Below are 15,708 nucleotides of genomic sequence, written 5' to 3'. Positions count from 1 at the left end.
TGAATGCAATAAAAAAAGCTGTAGAATGATATATTCTACAGCCTGTAATAGATTATGAATCCATCAACCTTCTAATAATAATGATTTTGGATCTTCAAGCATATCTTTAACAGCAACAAGGAAGCTAACTGCTTCTTTACCATCAACAATACGGTGATCGTAAGATAAAGCGATGTACATCATTGGGCGGTTTTCCATACGTTCGTTATCGATTGCAACTGGACGTACTTGGATTTTGTGCATTCCTAAAATACCAACTTGTGGGCTGTTTAGGATCGGTGTTGACATTAGAGAACCGAACACACCACCGTTTGTAATTGTAAATGTACCACCTTGTAGTTCTTTTAGTGAAAGTTTGTTATCACGTGCTTTTTTACCTAATTCACGAATTTCACTTTCGATTTCAGCGAAGTTTAATTGGTTCGCATCGCGTACAACTGGAACAACTAATCCATCTGGAGCTGCTACTGCAATACCGATATCATAGAATTTTTTAATGATAAGCTCGTCGCCTTGAATTTCAGCATTTAATAATGGGAATTGTTTTAATGCTGCAACAACTGCTTTTGTGAAGAATGACATGAAACCAAGACGTACATCATGTTTTTTCTCGAAAGCATCTTTACGCTCTTTACGTAATTCCATGATTGCAGTCATATCAACTTCGTTAAATGTTGTTAACATTGCAGATGTTTGTTGAACTTCTACAAGACGTTTTGCAATTGTTTGACGGCGGCGGGACATTTTCACGCGCTCAACTGGTTTTTCAAATTCAGTTTTTGCAACTGGAGCAGGAGCTGGACTTTTTGGAGCAGCTGGTGCTTCTTTTGGTGCTGCAGCATGAGCTTGTACATCGTGTGGTCTCACACGTCCAAGTGGATCCGTGCTGCGTACGTCGTTTAAGTCGATTCCTAATTCACGAGCCATTTTTCTAGCAGCTGGTGATGCGATAGGACGGTTTGTATTTGGTAAACCTTGTAAAGTTGCAGTTTGTTCAGCACTTGGTGCCGCAGCTTTTGGTTCTTCAGTTGTTTCTTGTTTTGGTTGCTCAGCCAACGGTGCAGGTGTACTTACTGCAACTGGTGCTCCGTTTGCGTCTAAAATTGCGATAGTTGCGCCAACTTCAACTGTATCCCCAGGTTCGCCTAGTAACTTCGATACAATACCTGAATCTTCTGCAATGATTTCTACATTGACTTTATCAGTTTCAAGCTCAACAACGCTGCCACCTTTCTCAACTTTGTCGCCTACGTTGATAAGCCATTGTGAGATAGTTCCTTCAGTAATAGATTCTGCAAGCTCAGGTACTTTAATTTCGATCATTTTAAATGTCCTCCCCTTATTTGCCTAACGGTGTGTTTTTTCTTCTTTTGTCTTCGGTAATCTCCATTTGTTAGCCTGACCTTAGGCAGAATATCTGCCCAAGGAACAAGCTAGAAATCTTCATTGTTACTTTTTAGTTGCTGAAAACTTCAATTTCTAGTTTATCTTGACGGAAGTTATACTTCACATCTAAAGCGTGTGAAACAATTAGTTCTTGCTCAGCTTTGTGAGCGAATGGATCGCCGCCAGATGGGCTAGAGCGATCTGGGCGTCCAATATAACCTGTTTTCACTTTATCTCCAGCTAGTTCGAACAGAATTGGAGCCATGTAATGCCATGCGCCCATATTACGAGGCTCTTCTTGAACCCAAATAATTTCTTCTAAGTTTTTAAAGCGTTTAATAATAGATTGAACTTTCTCAGCAGGGAATGGGTACAACTGTTCAATACGAACGATATGAATTTCATCTAAGTTGTACTCATGCTTACCAGACTCGATTTCTGCTGCTAAGTCAATCGCCATTTTACCTGTACTTAAAACAAGACGTTTTACTTTGTTTGGTTTCATGCCAAGGTTTTCTTGTTCTAAAGCAGGTTGGAAACGTCCTTCGCTTAACTGACTAGCAGTTGAAAGCGTAAGTGGGTGACGTAATAAACTTTTCGGCGTCATCAATACTAATGGTCGAACAGCTTCTGTTCCTAAGATAGATGCTTGACGACGCAGGATATGGAAATATTGTGCCGCGCTCGTTAAGTTTGCAACTGTCCAGTTGTTCTCAGCAGCTAACTGTAAGAATCGCTCTGGACGTGCACTAGAGTGCTCTGGTCCTTGACCTTCATAACCGTGTGGTAATAGAAGAACTAAACCAGATTTTTGACCCCATTTTGCTCTTCCAGCTGAAACATATTGATCAAATAATGCTTGCGCAGTATTTGAGAAGTCACCATATTGCGCTTCCCACATAACAAGCGTTTCTGGAGCGAATACGTTATAACCATACTCGTAACCAACAACAGCAGCTTCTGATAACGGACTGTTATGAACAGAGAATGAAGCGTTGATGTTTGGTAAGCGATGTAATGGTGAATATGTTTCATTTGTATCAGTATCGTGTAATACGATGTGACGATGCGCGAATGTACCACGCTGTGAATCTTGACCAGTTAAACGAATTGGTGTACCTTCTTGTAAAATAGAAGCGAATGCTAATGATTCAGCAAGTGCCCATTCAATTTTACCGTTCTCTTCAAGAGCGTCTTTACGGCGCTCAAGAATTTTCTTCACTTTCGGATATACGTTAAAGCCTTCTGGCCAAGATAGCAGACCTTCATTAATTGCACGAAGTGAATCAAGCTCAACACCAGTATCAATTGACTGAATGCCCTTTGCAACAACATCTGGCACTTTAACGTGAATTGTTGCATCGCTCGTATCAGCTGGCGGTACTTGTGCATAGTCAGATTTTAATTGCTCTTGCGTAAACTGTGTAATTGTTTCAATTTCATCTGCATTTAGAACACCAGCAGCTTGTAATTGATCTGCATAAATTGCTCTTACAGTTGGGTGATTTTTAATCTTTTTGTACACTTGTGGTTGTGTAACTGCTGGATCATCCATTTCGTTATGACCGTAGCGGCGGTAACCAATTAAATCGATTAAGAAATCTTTTTTGAACAACATGCGATATTGAATCGCAAGATTAGCAGCAGCAAGACAAGCTTCCGGATCATCAGCGTTCACGTGAACAATCGGAATATCGAAACCTTTTGCAAGGTCACTTGAATATTTCGTAGAACGAGAATCATAGCTATCAGTCGTAAAACCGACTGCATTGTTTGCGATAACATGAATTGTTCCGCCTGTTTGATATGCATTCAATCTGCTTAAGTTGAGTGTCTCAGATACAATACCTTGACCAGGGAATGCAGCATCACCGTGAACTAAAATTACGAATGATTTTGAAGTATCTTGTTCTGGAAGACCAGATTTTTTACGATTTTCTTGAGCCGCACGTGCGAAACCTTCTACAACAGGATTCACGAACTCAAGGTGACTTGGGTTATTTGCTAATGTAACGCGAGTACTAACTTCTTCGTTACTAACGACTTGTTCTCTACCTAAATGGTATTTTACGTCGCCAGTCCAACCAGAGTTTGCTACTGCGCCTTCTATTTTTGCATGTTTGAACTCAGCAAACATGTGACTATATGGTTTTTCTAATACGTGTGCAAGTACGCTTAGGCGACCGCGGTGAGCCATACCAATCATGACATCTTCTACGCCGTTTTTAGCACCTTCTAGCACAATTTCATCTAGAACGGGTACAAGCATATCAACGCCCTCGATAGAGAAACGCTTTTGCCCAACGAATGTTTTATGCAAAAATTGCTCGAAACCTTCAACAGCTGTTAAACGTTTTAAAAGAGCAGTTCGTTTTTGATTTGATAGTGGTTGACGCAATGAATTTGATTCCACCATTTGATGCAACCATGCGCGTTCTTCACTATCTTGTATATGAGAAAATTCATAAGCTAAAGTTTGTGTATACACTTCTTTTAATCTATGAATTACATCAAGTGCAGTGTGAATACCTTCTGGTGCATCTTGCCATACTGTTTTTGCTGGAATCGCTTTCAAATCAGCGTCACTCAGTTCGTTCATTGCTTTCTCAAGAAGAGATTGTCCATTTGCAGCATCTTCCATCGGATTGATGTGAGCCAACGTATGCCCGAAAGAACGAATCTGTTCAACAAGCTGAACGACTTTAAGAATTTTTTCAATGTTCCCTGTGTTTTGAGGAGAAAAATGTGTTGCTGTGTTGTCCCCTGTTACGACATCATCTTGAAACGAAGGAGCTCCAAAAATTTCAAAAAGCTCTTGTAATTCCGGATCAACAGAACCTGCTCCAGTTACGTAAAGATCATACTGTTCAATAACATAACCAAGGTTCGGACCGTGGAACTTGGCCCAAGGGTTTGTCGTTGTATTCTTCCTCGTCATTTGTTTAAACCTCCCAATGCATATAATCCTTTTTCCATACAAAAAGGTGCATTTTGCTCTTTTCAATAATTGATGAACCAATAATCAATGTAAATGTTTTTCTTTACTCTTATGTTATTACAATAATTTACATAATACCAAACACTATTACTTATCTGTTTTGTAAAAAAACATTCACAATAACTTATCACCCAAGTTAATCTTTCATGTTATAAAGTAATTTTACAGAAAAATAGGGTGGATATATTTGGTATACCTATACGAATAACTAAAATTGTTGCATGTAAATATAAGTATAATAGTTAGAATGTTTTAATAAAAATGAGTTCGAATTATGTATATTGAAATAATAAGCGCTTTCATTGATATTATACAACAATATAACGGAATATAGTATAAAAAAATAAAAAATTATGAATTTATCGTAAACTTTATTTAGATAGTGTTAAATATTGAAAGGAAAGTGAAGGATTTCTACAAAAAAAGTTGCTAAACATAAAAAATGCTTTATAAACAGTTAGTTTCTATAAATATGACGAAAAACACCGTAAAACCAATAACACATTTCGCCGAATAAAGGGATAAATGAAATATTTTAAAAGGATAAAACAAATATGGAGATATTAAATTTTAAAAAAAGAGAGGAGGAGATATAGTAACTGTTAGTTACAGTGTTCCGTATTTTGTTTCAAAATAGACGTGCTGAAATTAAAAAGTTTCTTCTATATAAATAGAACGAAAAATAAACAAAACGGATGTAAAGGAAACTTGACGTAAAGTTTCCTTTACGTATATACTCGTTATAAGGAAGGAGGGAGAAATTTCCTTGGAAAATAAAATGGTCGAATACCGAAAAAAATTTGGACTATCTCAAGAAAAATTGGCTGAGAAACTTGGCGTTTCCAGACAAACCATCATTTCAATTGAAAAGGGAAAATACGATCCGTCACTTCCGTTAGCATTTGAAATCGCGAAAACATTTCAGACAACGATAGAACATGTATTTATTTATGAAGGAAAAGAAGGGGAGGAATAAAGATGAACTATTCACAAAAGTACTTCGTTATCATGGGAATTATTTTTCTATTCATGAGTGGATTTATGATATTAACAGGTATAATGACGCATTCCGCACCGCCAGAAGCAACTTATCCATTACTTGGTATGATGATTATGTGTTTTTGCTTAAGTTATTTACACCCACAATTTAAAGAAAAAGATGAGCGAATGAAACTTATTCGTTATAAAGGAATGTTCTTCAGCTTTTTTGCGCTAACGGCATATTATCTTCTTTTCTCTTTCGGCTTAAACTTAAAAATACTTACACTATCTGCTACTGAACTATTGAATATACTTATGGCACTTACGATGAGTACCGTCTTTATCTCATTTGTTGTTTTGGCAAAAAGATATTAAGATGGAAGAGAGAAAGGAAGATTAATATATGCAAATGATGTATGCTTTTGGCATTGGGCTTGTATTATTTTTAGCCGTATTCTTATTTATTCGTAAAGACGTGCAAGGTGGGACGTTAACGAAAAGAGGCTTTTATAAAATGATCGGCTGTTTAGTTGTTATGTTTATAGCGATTATCGTAATGATCGTTTTAATAAATCGGTCACTATAGAATGTAAAAATGTAACCTTACTTGAGTAAGGTTTTTCTTTATAGTTTAAAATCCGAAAATTCCCATTAAATCCATTTACCACATATAATGGATATTATATAATTTAATAAAATGATGGATAGGGAGAATAGTATATGAATAAAAAAACTATCTTCTTTTTATTAACATGTCTACTACTTGTAGCTAGTACTACTTATATAATATGTAACAAACGAGAACAAGTGCCACCTATATTAGTATGGGAGGGTCAAGAATATTATGTTACGAATGAACCTGCCAAAGCAGAAGAAGTCGGGCAAAGGCTAGGAGAAGTAACAAAGAAAATTGAAACAAGTGAAAAACCTATTAAAAATAGTGAATCCAACATAGTACAGGAAAAAACAGAAGTATTCACAATGATAGAAGAAGAAAAAGGTCCCCACTCACCTTTAATCATAAAGGAGCCTGATGGTGAAGAATATAGAATTGTGAGGCCAATGTTAAAAGTATTATAAAGTGAAAAGGAGATTCCTATGCAGACAGTAACTTCATATCCATGGTCGTTAAGAAAAATGTTTGTCTTTTTCCTTTGCTTTATCTTTCCACCAATCGGCGCCATTTATATTTTGAGGAATAGAGAAGCACTACAAAAGAGAGACTTCATTTTATATGTATTATTTGCTGTTATTAATATATCGATTTGGGTGTCAATTATGATTTTTGATTGGAGCGTGTGGCTGGTTTCGGGGCATTATGTGCTTGGGACAATTGTGATTGTTTTTTCGAATATGAATAAGAGATAAACCAGTAATTTTAAAGTTGCTGGTTTTTTATTTTGATATTTATAATGAAGAAACATATAAATCAATATGTAAAGAAGGAATGGTATAGATAAAAGTAACGTCTGAACGGTTAGAACAGACTGCAAAGACAGTAAGTAACATCAGGCACTTCTTAGAATATTTACATAATGACCTATGCAATCAAATTAAGAATATCGCTACACAATGGAATGGAGCGAGTAGATAACAATTTTATCAGAGATTTAGCGAAGTAAAACCAAAATGTTTACTGTTTTAATAGAAGTTAAAAACTACAATGTTATGACATCTAGTGGTAGACGTTCATTAATAAATATTGTAGTAAAACAGTTTGAAGATAGATTGAAACATTTGCCCGAAGGTTCACACCGGACTGTCGTGATAGATGTGAGAGGACCAAATGAAACGGGAGAAATATTGAAGAAAATAAGAGAAGAAATAAATCAAAGAACATTTGGACAGGCAAAAATTATTATTAAAAAGATAAAAAAAGTAGGTTATATTACAGAGTTAGCACGAATGTATAAGTTATAATTTTAAAGTGCCATAAGGGTAACCCTGAGGAGAAAAAGACTTCGGATTTTTAAGATTATATAAAATATTCATAGTTGCGAAAACTCTATTGTGGTAAAATATTCTATATATAAATTTAAAAGGGGAAAGGCTTATGGATTTAATAAAAATTACTCCAGAGCGTTTGGAGCAGTCTGCTAAGTTGGTACAAGATATAAGACAAACTTTAGACAATATGCACAAAGATCTTTATAATCAAACAGAATACATAGCGTCTCAGTGGACAGGTGCAACAAGTCAAAATTTCTATCAAATGTTTAATGAAGCTAAACCAAAGATTTTTGAAGTTAATAATCTATTGGATAAAATTTCAGAAGAACTCAAACATTCTGCTAAGAAATTCCGCGAAGCAGACCAAATGGATTATATGTTAGCAAAAGCAAAATCTCAAAATGATGTGGAGTATTTGCAAGGGAAAGCAGAATACAAAGAAGGAGACCGATTTGGTGGAACGCTTGAGGGAGCAGTGGTGGAAGCAAAGAATAGTGTAGGGACAAATGGGGAATTTACAATGAAAGCCTTATCTGGAAAAGTAGATGTAAATATTCCTTATTCTTTTGATGCTGCTAAAGATGATTTATTTGAAGGGAATATTATTGGTACAAAGATGGAGGGTTCAGTTTTAGAGAACGAATATAGCACAAAAGTTCCTATACTTACCCCTACAGGCTTCGAGATGAAGGATATTAAAATTACTCAAAAGTTTGGTGAAGGAAACTTTGCGTATGGTGTGGACGAATATACACTAAAAAATGCAGCAGAAGTTACTACAAATAAGTATGAAGTAGAGATGGAACTCTTTCATATTCCAGAATTTGTTCCTCTTATAGGAGATAAAGATGTCGTCGTAAAAGGTGAATTGGGTTTGGGGACACTTGGTTATGACTTTAAATTAGGAAAAGAAACGGGATTATATGTTGGAGATGGTTATGGATTAGGTGGTACCATTAAATTTGAGGATTAAGAGAGGGGCATATTAATATGCAACCATTTAAGGCTGGAAAATATATTACATATGTTGCAATTGCTATATTACTTGTAGTTGCTATTACGTCTCCTTATGAATTACCTAAAAAAGTTGGCTTTATTATAGGTGTTCTTATTTTAGGAGCTTGTGCACTTGGTACTAATAAAATGTACGAACGGATGTATAGTAAATTTAAAAAAAAATAATGTATAACATAAGAGGGGGAATAAATAAATGAAACTTTTACCAATCGGAACAGTAGTGAAACTAGAAGGTGTAGAACCTGTCATTATGATAATTGGAAGAATGATTGTATCAGCAGATAAACGTGATTTTGATTATGTGGGTGTTCCTTACCCAGTTGGCTATCTAGGTGATGAAAAAGTATTATGTTTTAATCACGATAAAATTGTAGAGGAAATGCATAGAGGGTATATGACTGAGAGTGAATTGGTTCTACGTGAAAAATTAGTAGAATTGTAAAAAAAGAAACGTAAATCTTAAAGAAATGATAGGAGAAACAAAATGGGGAAGATAATGAGAATCATTGTAATCATTGGTATCCTTATTCCTCCAGCGTTGCTGTGGAGTGCACCTGATATTCCTCTAAATGTTAAACTTTTGTTTACAGGTTTACAACTAACTGTAGGATCCATCGCAGTAGTAGTGTTAGAGGTAATATTTAGAAATCGGAAAAAGAAGAGGGCCAAATAGATATAAATTGTATAGACTGGCAGATAAGAATATTGGTGGCTATTCTTTTCAATAAAAGAAGCTAACAGAAGCAGGGAGAAATCCTTGCTTTATTTTTGTATAGAATTAAGTAGAGTATCGTTAAATTAGGATATCTGAGGGGGATAGGGATCTGAGTTAAAGAAACAGTAGTCTTAAGAGCTATCTTACTGATTTCAACAAGTGTAAAAACTATAATTTTAATTACTATACAAACTTAAGTAGCATTTTCTTTTCAGTCCTTTCTCAGCTTTATGGAAACAAAAAGAGGACTCCCCCTGAGCCAGCTAGTTTGCTGACTAGAAGTAGTCCTCTGTTAACTTTTGGTGTCTGATGGAGGCCTCCACAGTTTTAGCTTTTGAGAATATCCTCTCAAGCCGTGATACTATTAGGTTTTATGACCCCGGAGAGGTTCGAACTCACGACCTCCACCCTGTCAAGGTGGCGCTCTCCCTGCTGAGCTACGGGATCTTCAAAAATTCTTATGTAACAGCATCTTTAATCATTATGTTAAAACAATTATATGTAATTAACTGAAATTTTGCAATATTTTTATAGTAATCTTTTGAACAGGAAGAATTTGGAGTCAATTTAATAGTGTATTAAGGAATATATAGGTAGAGAATGTAATGAAAAGTGGGTTAAAATAGAGCGGTTATATTATTTTTTTTGATACCAATCTAAAGGACCTTCATCACTCAAATCAACAAGAAAAGGAAATACGAAGTGTAAAGGTAGGCTTATAAGTTCTGGCATAGCGTTTATTGTTCTCTTTGATAGGTATTGCCTTCCGAAACAATACGGACAATCTTTTTCAAATGTCACGAGTATCGACCATACATCTTTTACTTTCCATTTCGTTTTACAATACGTACAGTGCGCCATGAGGTTCCTCCTCGGTTTTAGGTATTTTCTAATAAATCCCATTTTATTGTACTAAAGTCAAGTGTATTTCGTGTGATGAAATGTGAGTTTTTTATAAAAAGATAATAAAGCTATTAAATTTCATCACACGAAACAAGCATACCCCCGTCCTAATTCCAGACCGGGAGTATGCTTGCTTAATTTTCAATATAGTGTACTGCATTGTACTCAACATATAACAATAAAGCTAAGGTTTATTCAATGATCATGCCCGATTGGTGAGGGTTAATTATATGTCCGGCGTTTACACATTGCCCAAATAACTTCGTGTTAAGTTTGGGAGAATAATTTTTCCATTCTTACTGTATTTGTCGAATAACTCTGATAGGAGAAGAACAAAGCTTTTATACTCTTCGTCATTTTCTTTCGGAGCATAGGACGCTGATAAATTCCTTCCTAAAAAACCTTCATAATCAAAAAGTAAATCATTTTGATATTCTTTAAACTCGTATTTTCCATCTTTAAAAAAGCTGTTAAACATTTCTGGAGTTTCATCTATTCCACCGCTAAAGCCTTTAAAGGTTGGACAGGTTTTCTGGCAAATTTCTGCGTTCTCTTTAATAAGTGGACTAGTTACATCTCTACTATTCCAAACAAGTGCAACATTTGCTTTCTGTTTTAAAATTCGTTGGCATTCGATTTTGAAAGCCTCTTTATCAAACCAATGAAATGCTTGGGCAACAGTCACTAAATCTACACTATTTTCTTTTAAAGTGGTATTTTCAGCAGTTGCTTTTATAGATTGAAAACGAGAATATTGGTTTAACGATTGTTCTGCCATTTTTCTCATGTCATCATTTGCCTCCACTCCAATAACATGTAAATCACTTTCAAGCAGCTGGCGGCTAAATATCCCTGTACCTGAACCAATATCAGCGATAATATGATTCTCATTTAGTTCGTTAGCCGAAAGCAAATAATCAATATATTCATTAGGATAACTAGGGCGATATTTCGCATATATATCGGCCTTGTCAGTAAAATTTTCTGTTGTTTTCACCGTACTACCTTCTTTCCCGCGATACTATGTATAGAAATAGGAACCAAATAGTAATTTCTGCATCAGTCTCTAAGTCTACAATGTAAAAATCCAGCTAAATGGAGCTGCCTTAGTTCCCTTATTCAAATTATACTATTTTATATGATATCTTCCAAAAGACCATGAGTTCTTATTCATCTAAATGGTCTAATTGTTGAATAATATGACCATTTGTATATCGCACGAGGGGTATGTAGGATAAGAGCTTCGCATTTTCAATATGCAAACTGGCCAATATATCCTTTTTACAATTTACTTAAAATCATGTATAACAGAGATACAAGATTATTTTATAATTATTCAAGAGTAGAGGGAGAATTTATTATAATGGTTAGGAAAACGTTCAAGATGCGTGTATCTAGAAATAGAACGATTTCGATTAATGGATCAATTCTTGATGTGGATGTTACACATGATGAGTTTTTACAAGAGTTTGTTGAGTGGGTTGATTCTAAAGGTTGGTCGTTTATGGGGATGACAGATGAGATTACACCTGAGGAAGCTAGTCAAAAATTAATAGATTCATTGATTGATGAGAAGGATAAGAAAGAATAATTCTTTCTTATTTTTTATTGTATATTTATGTCATTCATCGTAAAAGTATGATATAGTAAAAAACAGTGAATATTCTTCCAATTTAATACAAATTACATATAGATTGGTAGATTCAATTTTTAAACTGTGAGAGTATAGGGAAAAGGGAGAGTCATATGGTAAAATTTAAGAAAATTTTGGCTTTTATTACCGTTATTTGTTTATTTTTTTTGACACCTATGACGTTACGTGCTGAGACGAATGTTGGAGTGAATCCAGAACAAGTGGCACCACCACCTAAGGAAGGGCCAAATGTTTTTAGTCAGTTTGCAACTACGATTGATGCGAAAACTGGAGATATTTTGTATGATAAAAACGCACATCATCGTGCGTTTCCGGCTAGTATGACGAAAGTGTTAACGGCGATTTTACTTATGGAGCATACGAAGCCAGAGGATCAATTTACGTTTTCACAATTAGCATTAGATCAAGAGAAGAGTAATTATCAAATTGAGTTTCAACCTGGTGAGACGATTAATAGAAATACTGCACTTATGATTTTAATGGTGCTAAGTGCGAATGATGTGTCATATGCAATTGCAGAGCGTATTGGCGGAAGTGTTGAGAATTTCGCTAATATGATGAATGAGAGAGCGAAGCAATTAGGGGCTACCGATAGTCATTTTGTAACACCAAATGGATTGCATGATCCGAACCATTATACTACGCCATATGATATGGCTATGATTACGAGAGGTGTGCAAAAGTACCCTGAGATTTTACAAGCGATGAATACGAAAAGGACGACAGTTACGACATCTAGGCAGACGGTGTCTATTTTTAATAAATCTACTTATTTTGAAAATCCATTTAGTATTGGCGGTAAGACAGGTTTTACAAATGAAGCGCGCAATACGCTCGTTCTATTAAATGAGAAGGATGGAAATCGTATTATAAATGTAGTAATGGCTTCTCAAAGACCTGAAATTTATGAAGATTTAAAGCAGATGGCGGACTATTCTTTTGGTCAATTTGTGAAGCAAACTGTACTGGATAAACATAGTTGGCATCAAAAGACAACGTATTTAAATAAAGATATTGATAGCGAGCTTGAAAAAAGTGCAGAAGTGATGCTTAAGAAAAATGAAGGAAAAAATGTGAGGACGATTTTCCGTGCGGCTTCATTAGATAAAGATTCTTTGTATCATAAAGGAATTCATCGTGGTGAGGTAGTTGGGGCAGTTGATATCACAAAGAATAATCAAACAATTGCGACGGTTAATGTTCTTTCTAAAGAAGATGTTACTTTTGCAATGCCTAAAAAAGATACGATCGAGCCTGAAGTAAACGAATCAAACGTGAAAATAATAAGCATTGGGATAGGTGCTGCCATATTATTTGGAGTCATTTTATTTGTAGTGCTACGCCGAAATACAAAAGGAATGAAAGCAGAAGAAAAATAAATTACTAGTTTAAAGGGCTGTGAAGAGAATTTGTCACAGTCCTTTTTTTATATTGTAAATAACTAATAATTGTAAATTTTCTTATTGCATTTCCGTTTCGTTCGTTATATTATTTATTTGTGTTCTTGTTAAAGAACAAGAGTGAATATTGCATACTTCAAATAATATAAAACAACGGAGAGGGAGAGAAACGATGAAATTAATTTGGAAGGTGATTAGCAACGTTATCTCATTTGTTTTATTTGCATTAATGATTTGCTTAGCTTTTGTAGTTATTTCTTCAAAAGCGAGCGGTGGGGATCCAACGGTGATGGGATATCAATTTAAATCAGTGTTATCAGGATCGATGGAACCAACATTTTTAACAGGGTCAATCATTGCGATAGAACCGACGAAAGATGGCTCTAAATATCAAAAAGGTGATGTTATTACTTTTAAAGAGAAAGATGAAAAAATTATCACTCACCGTATTATCGGTGTGAAAGATACAAATGGAAAAGTAATGTATGAAACAAAAGGGGATAACAACAACGGTGCTGATTTAGAACCAGTACTTGCGGAGAATGTAATTGGAAAATATGCGGATATTACAGTTCCTTATGCAGGCTATGCATTAAATTATGCGAATTCAAAAGCTGGAGCTGCGTTACTTCTTATTATTCCAGGAGTCTTTTTGCTAGGATATTCCGCTATTACTATTTTTAGTGCGATTCGTAGCATAGACGGAGAAAAGAAAGAGAAAAAAGTAGAACAATCCGTCTAGTTCATTTGGTTATACTTTCCGTTTAGGAAGTTGACAAATATATAAATCAAGGGGATATGGACATGACTTTAAAGAAAAAATTAGGGATGGGTATCGCATCAGCAGTATTAGGAGCAGCATTAGTTGGTGGAGGAACATTTGCGTACTTTAGCGATAAAGAAGTGTCAAACAATACATTTGCATCTGGGACACTTGATTTAGCACTAAACCCATCAACAATTGTGAAGGTGGATAATTTAAAACCAGGTGATACGATTGAAAAAGAATTTAAATTAGAGAATAAAGGTACATTAGATATTAAAAAAGTATTATTAACTACAGAGTATGATGTAGAAGATGTGAAGAAGGATAATAAGAAAGACTTTGGCGAAGACATTGAAGTAGTTTTCTTAAAAAATATTGATAAAAAAGATGAAGTAATTAAGAGAACGACATTGAAAGATTTAAAGGATAAAAAAGTGACTGCTGCAGAAAATGATTTAGTAAGTTGGTTATGGCCTGAGAAAGGTATTAAAGCAGGAACTAATGATTCATTTAAAGTGAAATTCCACTTTATTAATAAAAATGAGCCTCAAAATGAATTCCAAGGTGATAAACTTCAATTAAAATGGACATTTGAAGCACAACAAGGCGATGGAGTGGAGAAAAAATAAGCAGAAAAGGAGACTATCAAAAATGATAGTCTCCTTTTCTGTTAAAAGGGAAATGTAAAAAGAAAGATAATTTCTTATATCATTTTATAATTCACTTTATTATAATAAAGGTATAGTTCTTGATAAAGAACAAGTTGTTCGATAGGAGAGATTAAAATGCTGAAGCAACCGCGTAAATTCAAAAAGATGCTTATATTGCCATGTTTGTGTTCTATTACTTTTTATTTAGGCTCTCAAATGATGACTTATACAGAAGCAGCTTTCGTTCATGAAACGAAAGTAGCGGCTACTATTTCTACAGCAAGTATTTTTCCAAAAACAGTTGATCAATTAATAGAACAAGCTAAGCAGCATAAGGAAGTTATTTTGCATGAGTATAAAGAGATGAAATCAAAATTAAATGTTAGATCCACTCAGGAGATAGAACAGGCGCTTGTTATATGGAAGCAAGGACGCGAGAAGATAGCTGCTGAGAGAGAATCGTTACAAAAAGTATATAAATCAATAGAAGAACCTTATAATCAAGTACAAGAAGAGTTAAAAGGACATACAACTGAATCGAATAAGCAAGTATTCTCGTATGTGAATGCTGGCTTCCATATAATAAAAGAAAACTGTGAGTATATTGATAAAGAAGTTAATTTACAAGTGATTGATAAACAAATTCAAGATTTTGAGAAGTTACTAGTAGATGAAACAGCAAAACAAGTGAGTGAGGCTGAGAAGCAAAAAGAACTAAAAGAGAAGAAACAAGAAGAAGCAAAAAAACTAGAAGAGAAGAAACAAGAAGAAGCAAAAAAACTAGAAGAGAAGAAACAAGAGGAAGCGAAAAAGCTAGAAGAGAAGAAACAAGAGGAAACGAAAAAACTAGAAGAGAAGAAGAAACAAGAGGAAGCAAAAAATCAAGAAGAGAGTAAGAAACAAGAATAGCAAGTAAAATACAGCAACATATAGAGTGAATAGCGGTTATACAGCCGAATAGGTGAGAGAGCATTGCGACTCACCTATTCGGCGTATCCTCTTTATTTTAACGATACATGTAAAAATCTAGAAGATAGGAGAAAACTAGTTGGCAGTATGATAGTGAAGGAGAATAATTAGTTTAAATATTAATTCGCATTTTTTATTTCTCAATATTTTTTAGAAATTTCAGAATAATATTGAGAAATAAAAATAACTGAAAATATTAATAAATATGTGTTGTATTTATATAGGTTTGTTCGTTATAATGAACATAAGGTTTTTAAAAAAGAACAAATATTAGCTAATGCTAATATAGTTTTAGTTACATCTCTTATTTTAAATAAGA

The 15,708-nt window shown here is 34.6% G+C and carries 20 protein-coding genes and 1 tRNA gene; 16 read left to right on the top strand and 5 right to left on the bottom strand.

Annotation, left to right across the window (positions count from 1 at the left end; genetic code table 11):
* Nucleotides 1-63 precede the first annotated feature (63 nt).
* Both odhB and odhA read right to left on the bottom strand, forming a co-directional pair.
* Nucleotides 64-1,323, bottom strand: a complete 1,260-nt coding sequence (gene odhB / locus QCI73_RS20870) for a 2-oxoglutarate dehydrogenase complex dihydrolipoyllysine-residue succinyltransferase (RefSeq protein ID WP_262725151.1) — start codon at nucleotides 1,321-1,323, stop codon at nucleotides 64-66.
* A gap of 133 nt (nucleotides 1,324-1,456) precedes the next feature.
* On the bottom strand, nucleotides 1,457-4,324 hold the full coding sequence (gene odhA, locus QCI73_RS20865) for a 2-oxoglutarate dehydrogenase E1 component (protein WP_000197153.1): 2,868 nt from the start codon (nucleotides 4,322-4,324) through the stop codon (nucleotides 1,457-1,459).
* Nucleotides 4,325-5,150: 826 nt separating this feature from the next.
* Between odhA and QCI73_RS20860 the strand changes: the two genes are divergently transcribed.
* The 11 genes from QCI73_RS20860 to QCI73_RS20810 all read left to right on the top strand — a co-directional run bounded on the left by QCI73_RS20860 (nucleotide 5,151) and on the right by QCI73_RS20810 (nucleotide 9,005).
* Nucleotides 5,151-5,360 (top strand): helix-turn-helix transcriptional regulator, encoded by a 210-nt coding sequence (locus tag QCI73_RS20860; RefSeq protein ID WP_000428510.1) that lies wholly within the window; start codon nucleotides 5,151-5,153, stop codon nucleotides 5,358-5,360.
* Nucleotides 5,361-5,362: 2 nt separating this feature from the next.
* A complete protein-coding gene (locus QCI73_RS20855; RefSeq protein ID WP_048553869.1) occupies nucleotides 5,363-5,740 on the top strand; it encodes a hypothetical protein in 378 nt (125 codons plus the stop codon).
* Nucleotides 5,741-5,768: 28 nt separating this feature from the next.
* On the top strand, nucleotides 5,769-5,951 hold the full coding sequence (locus tag QCI73_RS20850) for a DUF3976 domain-containing protein (RefSeq protein ID WP_001178301.1): 183 nt from the start codon (nucleotides 5,769-5,771) through the stop codon (nucleotides 5,949-5,951).
* Nucleotides 5,952-6,085: 134 nt separating this feature from the next.
* Nucleotides 6,086-6,445, top strand: coding sequence for a hypothetical protein (locus QCI73_RS20845; protein WP_353823659.1), 360 nt, complete (start codon nucleotides 6,086-6,088; stop codon nucleotides 6,443-6,445).
* A gap of 18 nt (nucleotides 6,446-6,463) precedes the next feature.
* On the top strand, nucleotides 6,464-6,733 hold the full coding sequence (locus QCI73_RS20840) for a hypothetical protein (RefSeq protein WP_353823658.1): 270 nt from the start codon (nucleotides 6,464-6,466) through the stop codon (nucleotides 6,731-6,733).
* Nucleotides 6,734-6,821: 88 nt separating this feature from the next.
* On the top strand, nucleotides 6,822-6,959 hold the full coding sequence (locus tag QCI73_RS20835) for a WXG100 family type VII secretion target (RefSeq protein WP_306475116.1): 138 nt from the start codon (nucleotides 6,822-6,824) through the stop codon (nucleotides 6,957-6,959).
* Between the two features lie 35 nt (nucleotides 6,960-6,994).
* On the top strand, nucleotides 6,995-7,285 hold the full coding sequence (locus QCI73_RS20830; RefSeq protein ID WP_353823657.1) for a hypothetical protein: 291 nt from the start codon (nucleotides 6,995-6,997) through the stop codon (nucleotides 7,283-7,285).
* A gap of 133 nt (nucleotides 7,286-7,418) precedes the next feature.
* Nucleotides 7,419-8,288, top strand: a complete 870-nt coding sequence (locus QCI73_RS20825; RefSeq protein ID WP_000364219.1) for a WXG100 family type VII secretion target — start codon at nucleotides 7,419-7,421, stop codon at nucleotides 8,286-8,288.
* A 17-nt stretch (nucleotides 8,289-8,305) separates the two neighbouring features.
* Nucleotides 8,306-8,497 (top strand): hypothetical protein, encoded by a 192-nt coding sequence (locus QCI73_RS20820; RefSeq protein WP_001182254.1) that lies wholly within the window; start codon nucleotides 8,306-8,308, stop codon nucleotides 8,495-8,497.
* Nucleotides 8,498-8,525: 28 nt separating this feature from the next.
* Nucleotides 8,526-8,774, top strand: coding sequence for a DUF4176 domain-containing protein (locus QCI73_RS20815; protein WP_000771628.1), 249 nt, complete (start codon nucleotides 8,526-8,528; stop codon nucleotides 8,772-8,774).
* A gap of 42 nt (nucleotides 8,775-8,816) precedes the next feature.
* Nucleotides 8,817-9,005 (top strand): hypothetical protein, encoded by a 189-nt coding sequence (locus QCI73_RS20810; protein WP_353823656.1) that lies wholly within the window; start codon nucleotides 8,817-8,819, stop codon nucleotides 9,003-9,005.
* A 416-nt stretch (nucleotides 9,006-9,421) separates the two neighbouring features.
* Here the strand turns inward: QCI73_RS20810 and QCI73_RS20805 are convergent.
* The 3 genes from QCI73_RS20805 to QCI73_RS20795 form a co-directional block, all read right to left on the bottom strand.
* A tRNA-Val gene (locus tag QCI73_RS20805) sits at nucleotides 9,422-9,494 on the bottom strand.
* 189 nt (nucleotides 9,495-9,683) lie between these two features.
* Nucleotides 9,684-9,908 (bottom strand): hypothetical protein, encoded by a 225-nt coding sequence (locus tag QCI73_RS20800; RefSeq protein WP_262725358.1) that lies wholly within the window; start codon nucleotides 9,906-9,908, stop codon nucleotides 9,684-9,686.
* Nucleotides 9,909-10,191: 283 nt separating this feature from the next.
* Nucleotides 10,192-10,947, bottom strand: coding sequence for a class I SAM-dependent methyltransferase (locus QCI73_RS20795; RefSeq protein WP_353823655.1), 756 nt, complete (start codon nucleotides 10,945-10,947; stop codon nucleotides 10,192-10,194).
* A gap of 366 nt (nucleotides 10,948-11,313) precedes the next feature.
* Between QCI73_RS20795 and QCI73_RS20790 the strand changes: the two genes are divergently transcribed.
* The 5 genes from QCI73_RS20790 (at nucleotide 11,314) to QCI73_RS20770 (ending at nucleotide 15,329) form a co-directional block, all read left to right on the top strand.
* Nucleotides 11,314-11,541, top strand: a complete 228-nt coding sequence (locus QCI73_RS20790) for a hypothetical protein (protein ID WP_000251864.1) — start codon at nucleotides 11,314-11,316, stop codon at nucleotides 11,539-11,541.
* A 155-nt stretch (nucleotides 11,542-11,696) separates the two neighbouring features.
* The gene (locus QCI73_RS20785; protein WP_353823654.1) at nucleotides 11,697-12,983 is read left to right on the top strand and encodes a D-alanyl-D-alanine carboxypeptidase family protein; all 1,287 of its coding nucleotides are present in this window, start codon (nucleotides 11,697-11,699) and stop codon (nucleotides 12,981-12,983) included.
* 193 nt (nucleotides 12,984-13,176) lie between these two features.
* A complete protein-coding gene (sipW, locus tag QCI73_RS20780; RefSeq protein ID WP_166704896.1) occupies nucleotides 13,177-13,746 on the top strand; it encodes a signal peptidase I SipW in 570 nt (189 codons plus the stop codon).
* Between the two features lie 62 nt (nucleotides 13,747-13,808).
* Entirely contained in the window at nucleotides 13,809-14,399 is a 591-nt protein-coding gene (locus QCI73_RS20775; protein ID WP_327923546.1) for a TasA family protein, read from the top strand.
* A gap of 156 nt (nucleotides 14,400-14,555) precedes the next feature.
* Nucleotides 14,556-15,329: a DUF4047 domain-containing protein gene (locus tag QCI73_RS20770; protein ID WP_353823653.1), complete on the top strand. Its 774-nt coding sequence runs from the start codon at nucleotides 14,556-14,558 to the stop codon at nucleotides 15,327-15,329.
* Nucleotides 15,330-15,708 lie beyond the last annotated feature (379 nt).

The organism is Bacillus cereus group sp. MG16 (genome assembly GCF_040459875.1).
In the GTDB taxonomy this organism is placed as follows: Bacteria; Bacillota; Bacilli; order Bacillales; family Bacillaceae_G; genus Bacillus_A; species Bacillus_A paranthracis.
Note: the sequence above shows the minus strand (reverse complement) of the source record. Positions and strands in the feature narration are given on the sequence as shown.

Bases quoted from the DNA above. Each gene is read 5' to 3' on its own strand.
- odhB (WP_262725151.1), bottom strand. From the start codon at position 1,323: ATGATCGAAATTAAAGTACCTGAGCTTGCAGAATCTATTACTGAAGGA.
- odhA (WP_000197153.1), bottom strand. From the start codon at position 4,324: ATGACGAGGAAGAATACAACGACAAACCCTTGGGCCAAGTTCCACGGT.
- QCI73_RS20855 (WP_048553869.1), top strand. From the start codon at position 5,363: ATGAACTATTCACAAAAGTACTTCGTTATCATGGGAATTATTTTTCTA.
- QCI73_RS20850 (WP_001178301.1), top strand. From the start codon at position 5,769: ATGCAAATGATGTATGCTTTTGGCATTGGGCTTGTATTATTTTTAGCC.
- QCI73_RS20845 (WP_353823659.1), top strand. From the start codon at position 6,086: ATGAATAAAAAAACTATCTTCTTTTTATTAACATGTCTACTACTTGTA.
- QCI73_RS20840 (WP_353823658.1), top strand. From the start codon at position 6,464: ATGCAGACAGTAACTTCATATCCATGGTCGTTAAGAAAAATGTTTGTC.
- QCI73_RS20830 (WP_353823657.1), top strand. From the start codon at position 6,995: ATGTTTACTGTTTTAATAGAAGTTAAAAACTACAATGTTATGACATCT.
- QCI73_RS20825 (WP_000364219.1), top strand. From the start codon at position 7,419: ATGGATTTAATAAAAATTACTCCAGAGCGTTTGGAGCAGTCTGCTAAG.
- QCI73_RS20820 (WP_001182254.1), top strand. From the start codon at position 8,306: ATGCAACCATTTAAGGCTGGAAAATATATTACATATGTTGCAATTGCT.
- QCI73_RS20815 (WP_000771628.1), top strand. From the start codon at position 8,526: ATGAAACTTTTACCAATCGGAACAGTAGTGAAACTAGAAGGTGTAGAA.
- QCI73_RS20810 (WP_353823656.1), top strand. From the start codon at position 8,817: ATGGGGAAGATAATGAGAATCATTGTAATCATTGGTATCCTTATTCCT.
- QCI73_RS20800 (WP_262725358.1), bottom strand. From the start codon at position 9,908: ATGGCGCACTGTACGTATTGTAAAACGAAATGGAAAGTAAAAGATGTA.
- QCI73_RS20790 (WP_000251864.1), top strand. From the start codon at position 11,314: ATGGTTAGGAAAACGTTCAAGATGCGTGTATCTAGAAATAGAACGATT.
- QCI73_RS20785 (WP_353823654.1), top strand. From the start codon at position 11,697: ATGGTAAAATTTAAGAAAATTTTGGCTTTTATTACCGTTATTTGTTTA.
- sipW (WP_166704896.1), top strand. From the start codon at position 13,177: ATGAAATTAATTTGGAAGGTGATTAGCAACGTTATCTCATTTGTTTTA.
- QCI73_RS20775 (WP_327923546.1), top strand. From the start codon at position 13,809: ATGACTTTAAAGAAAAAATTAGGGATGGGTATCGCATCAGCAGTATTA.
- QCI73_RS20770 (WP_353823653.1), top strand. From the start codon at position 14,556: ATGCTGAAGCAACCGCGTAAATTCAAAAAGATGCTTATATTGCCATGT.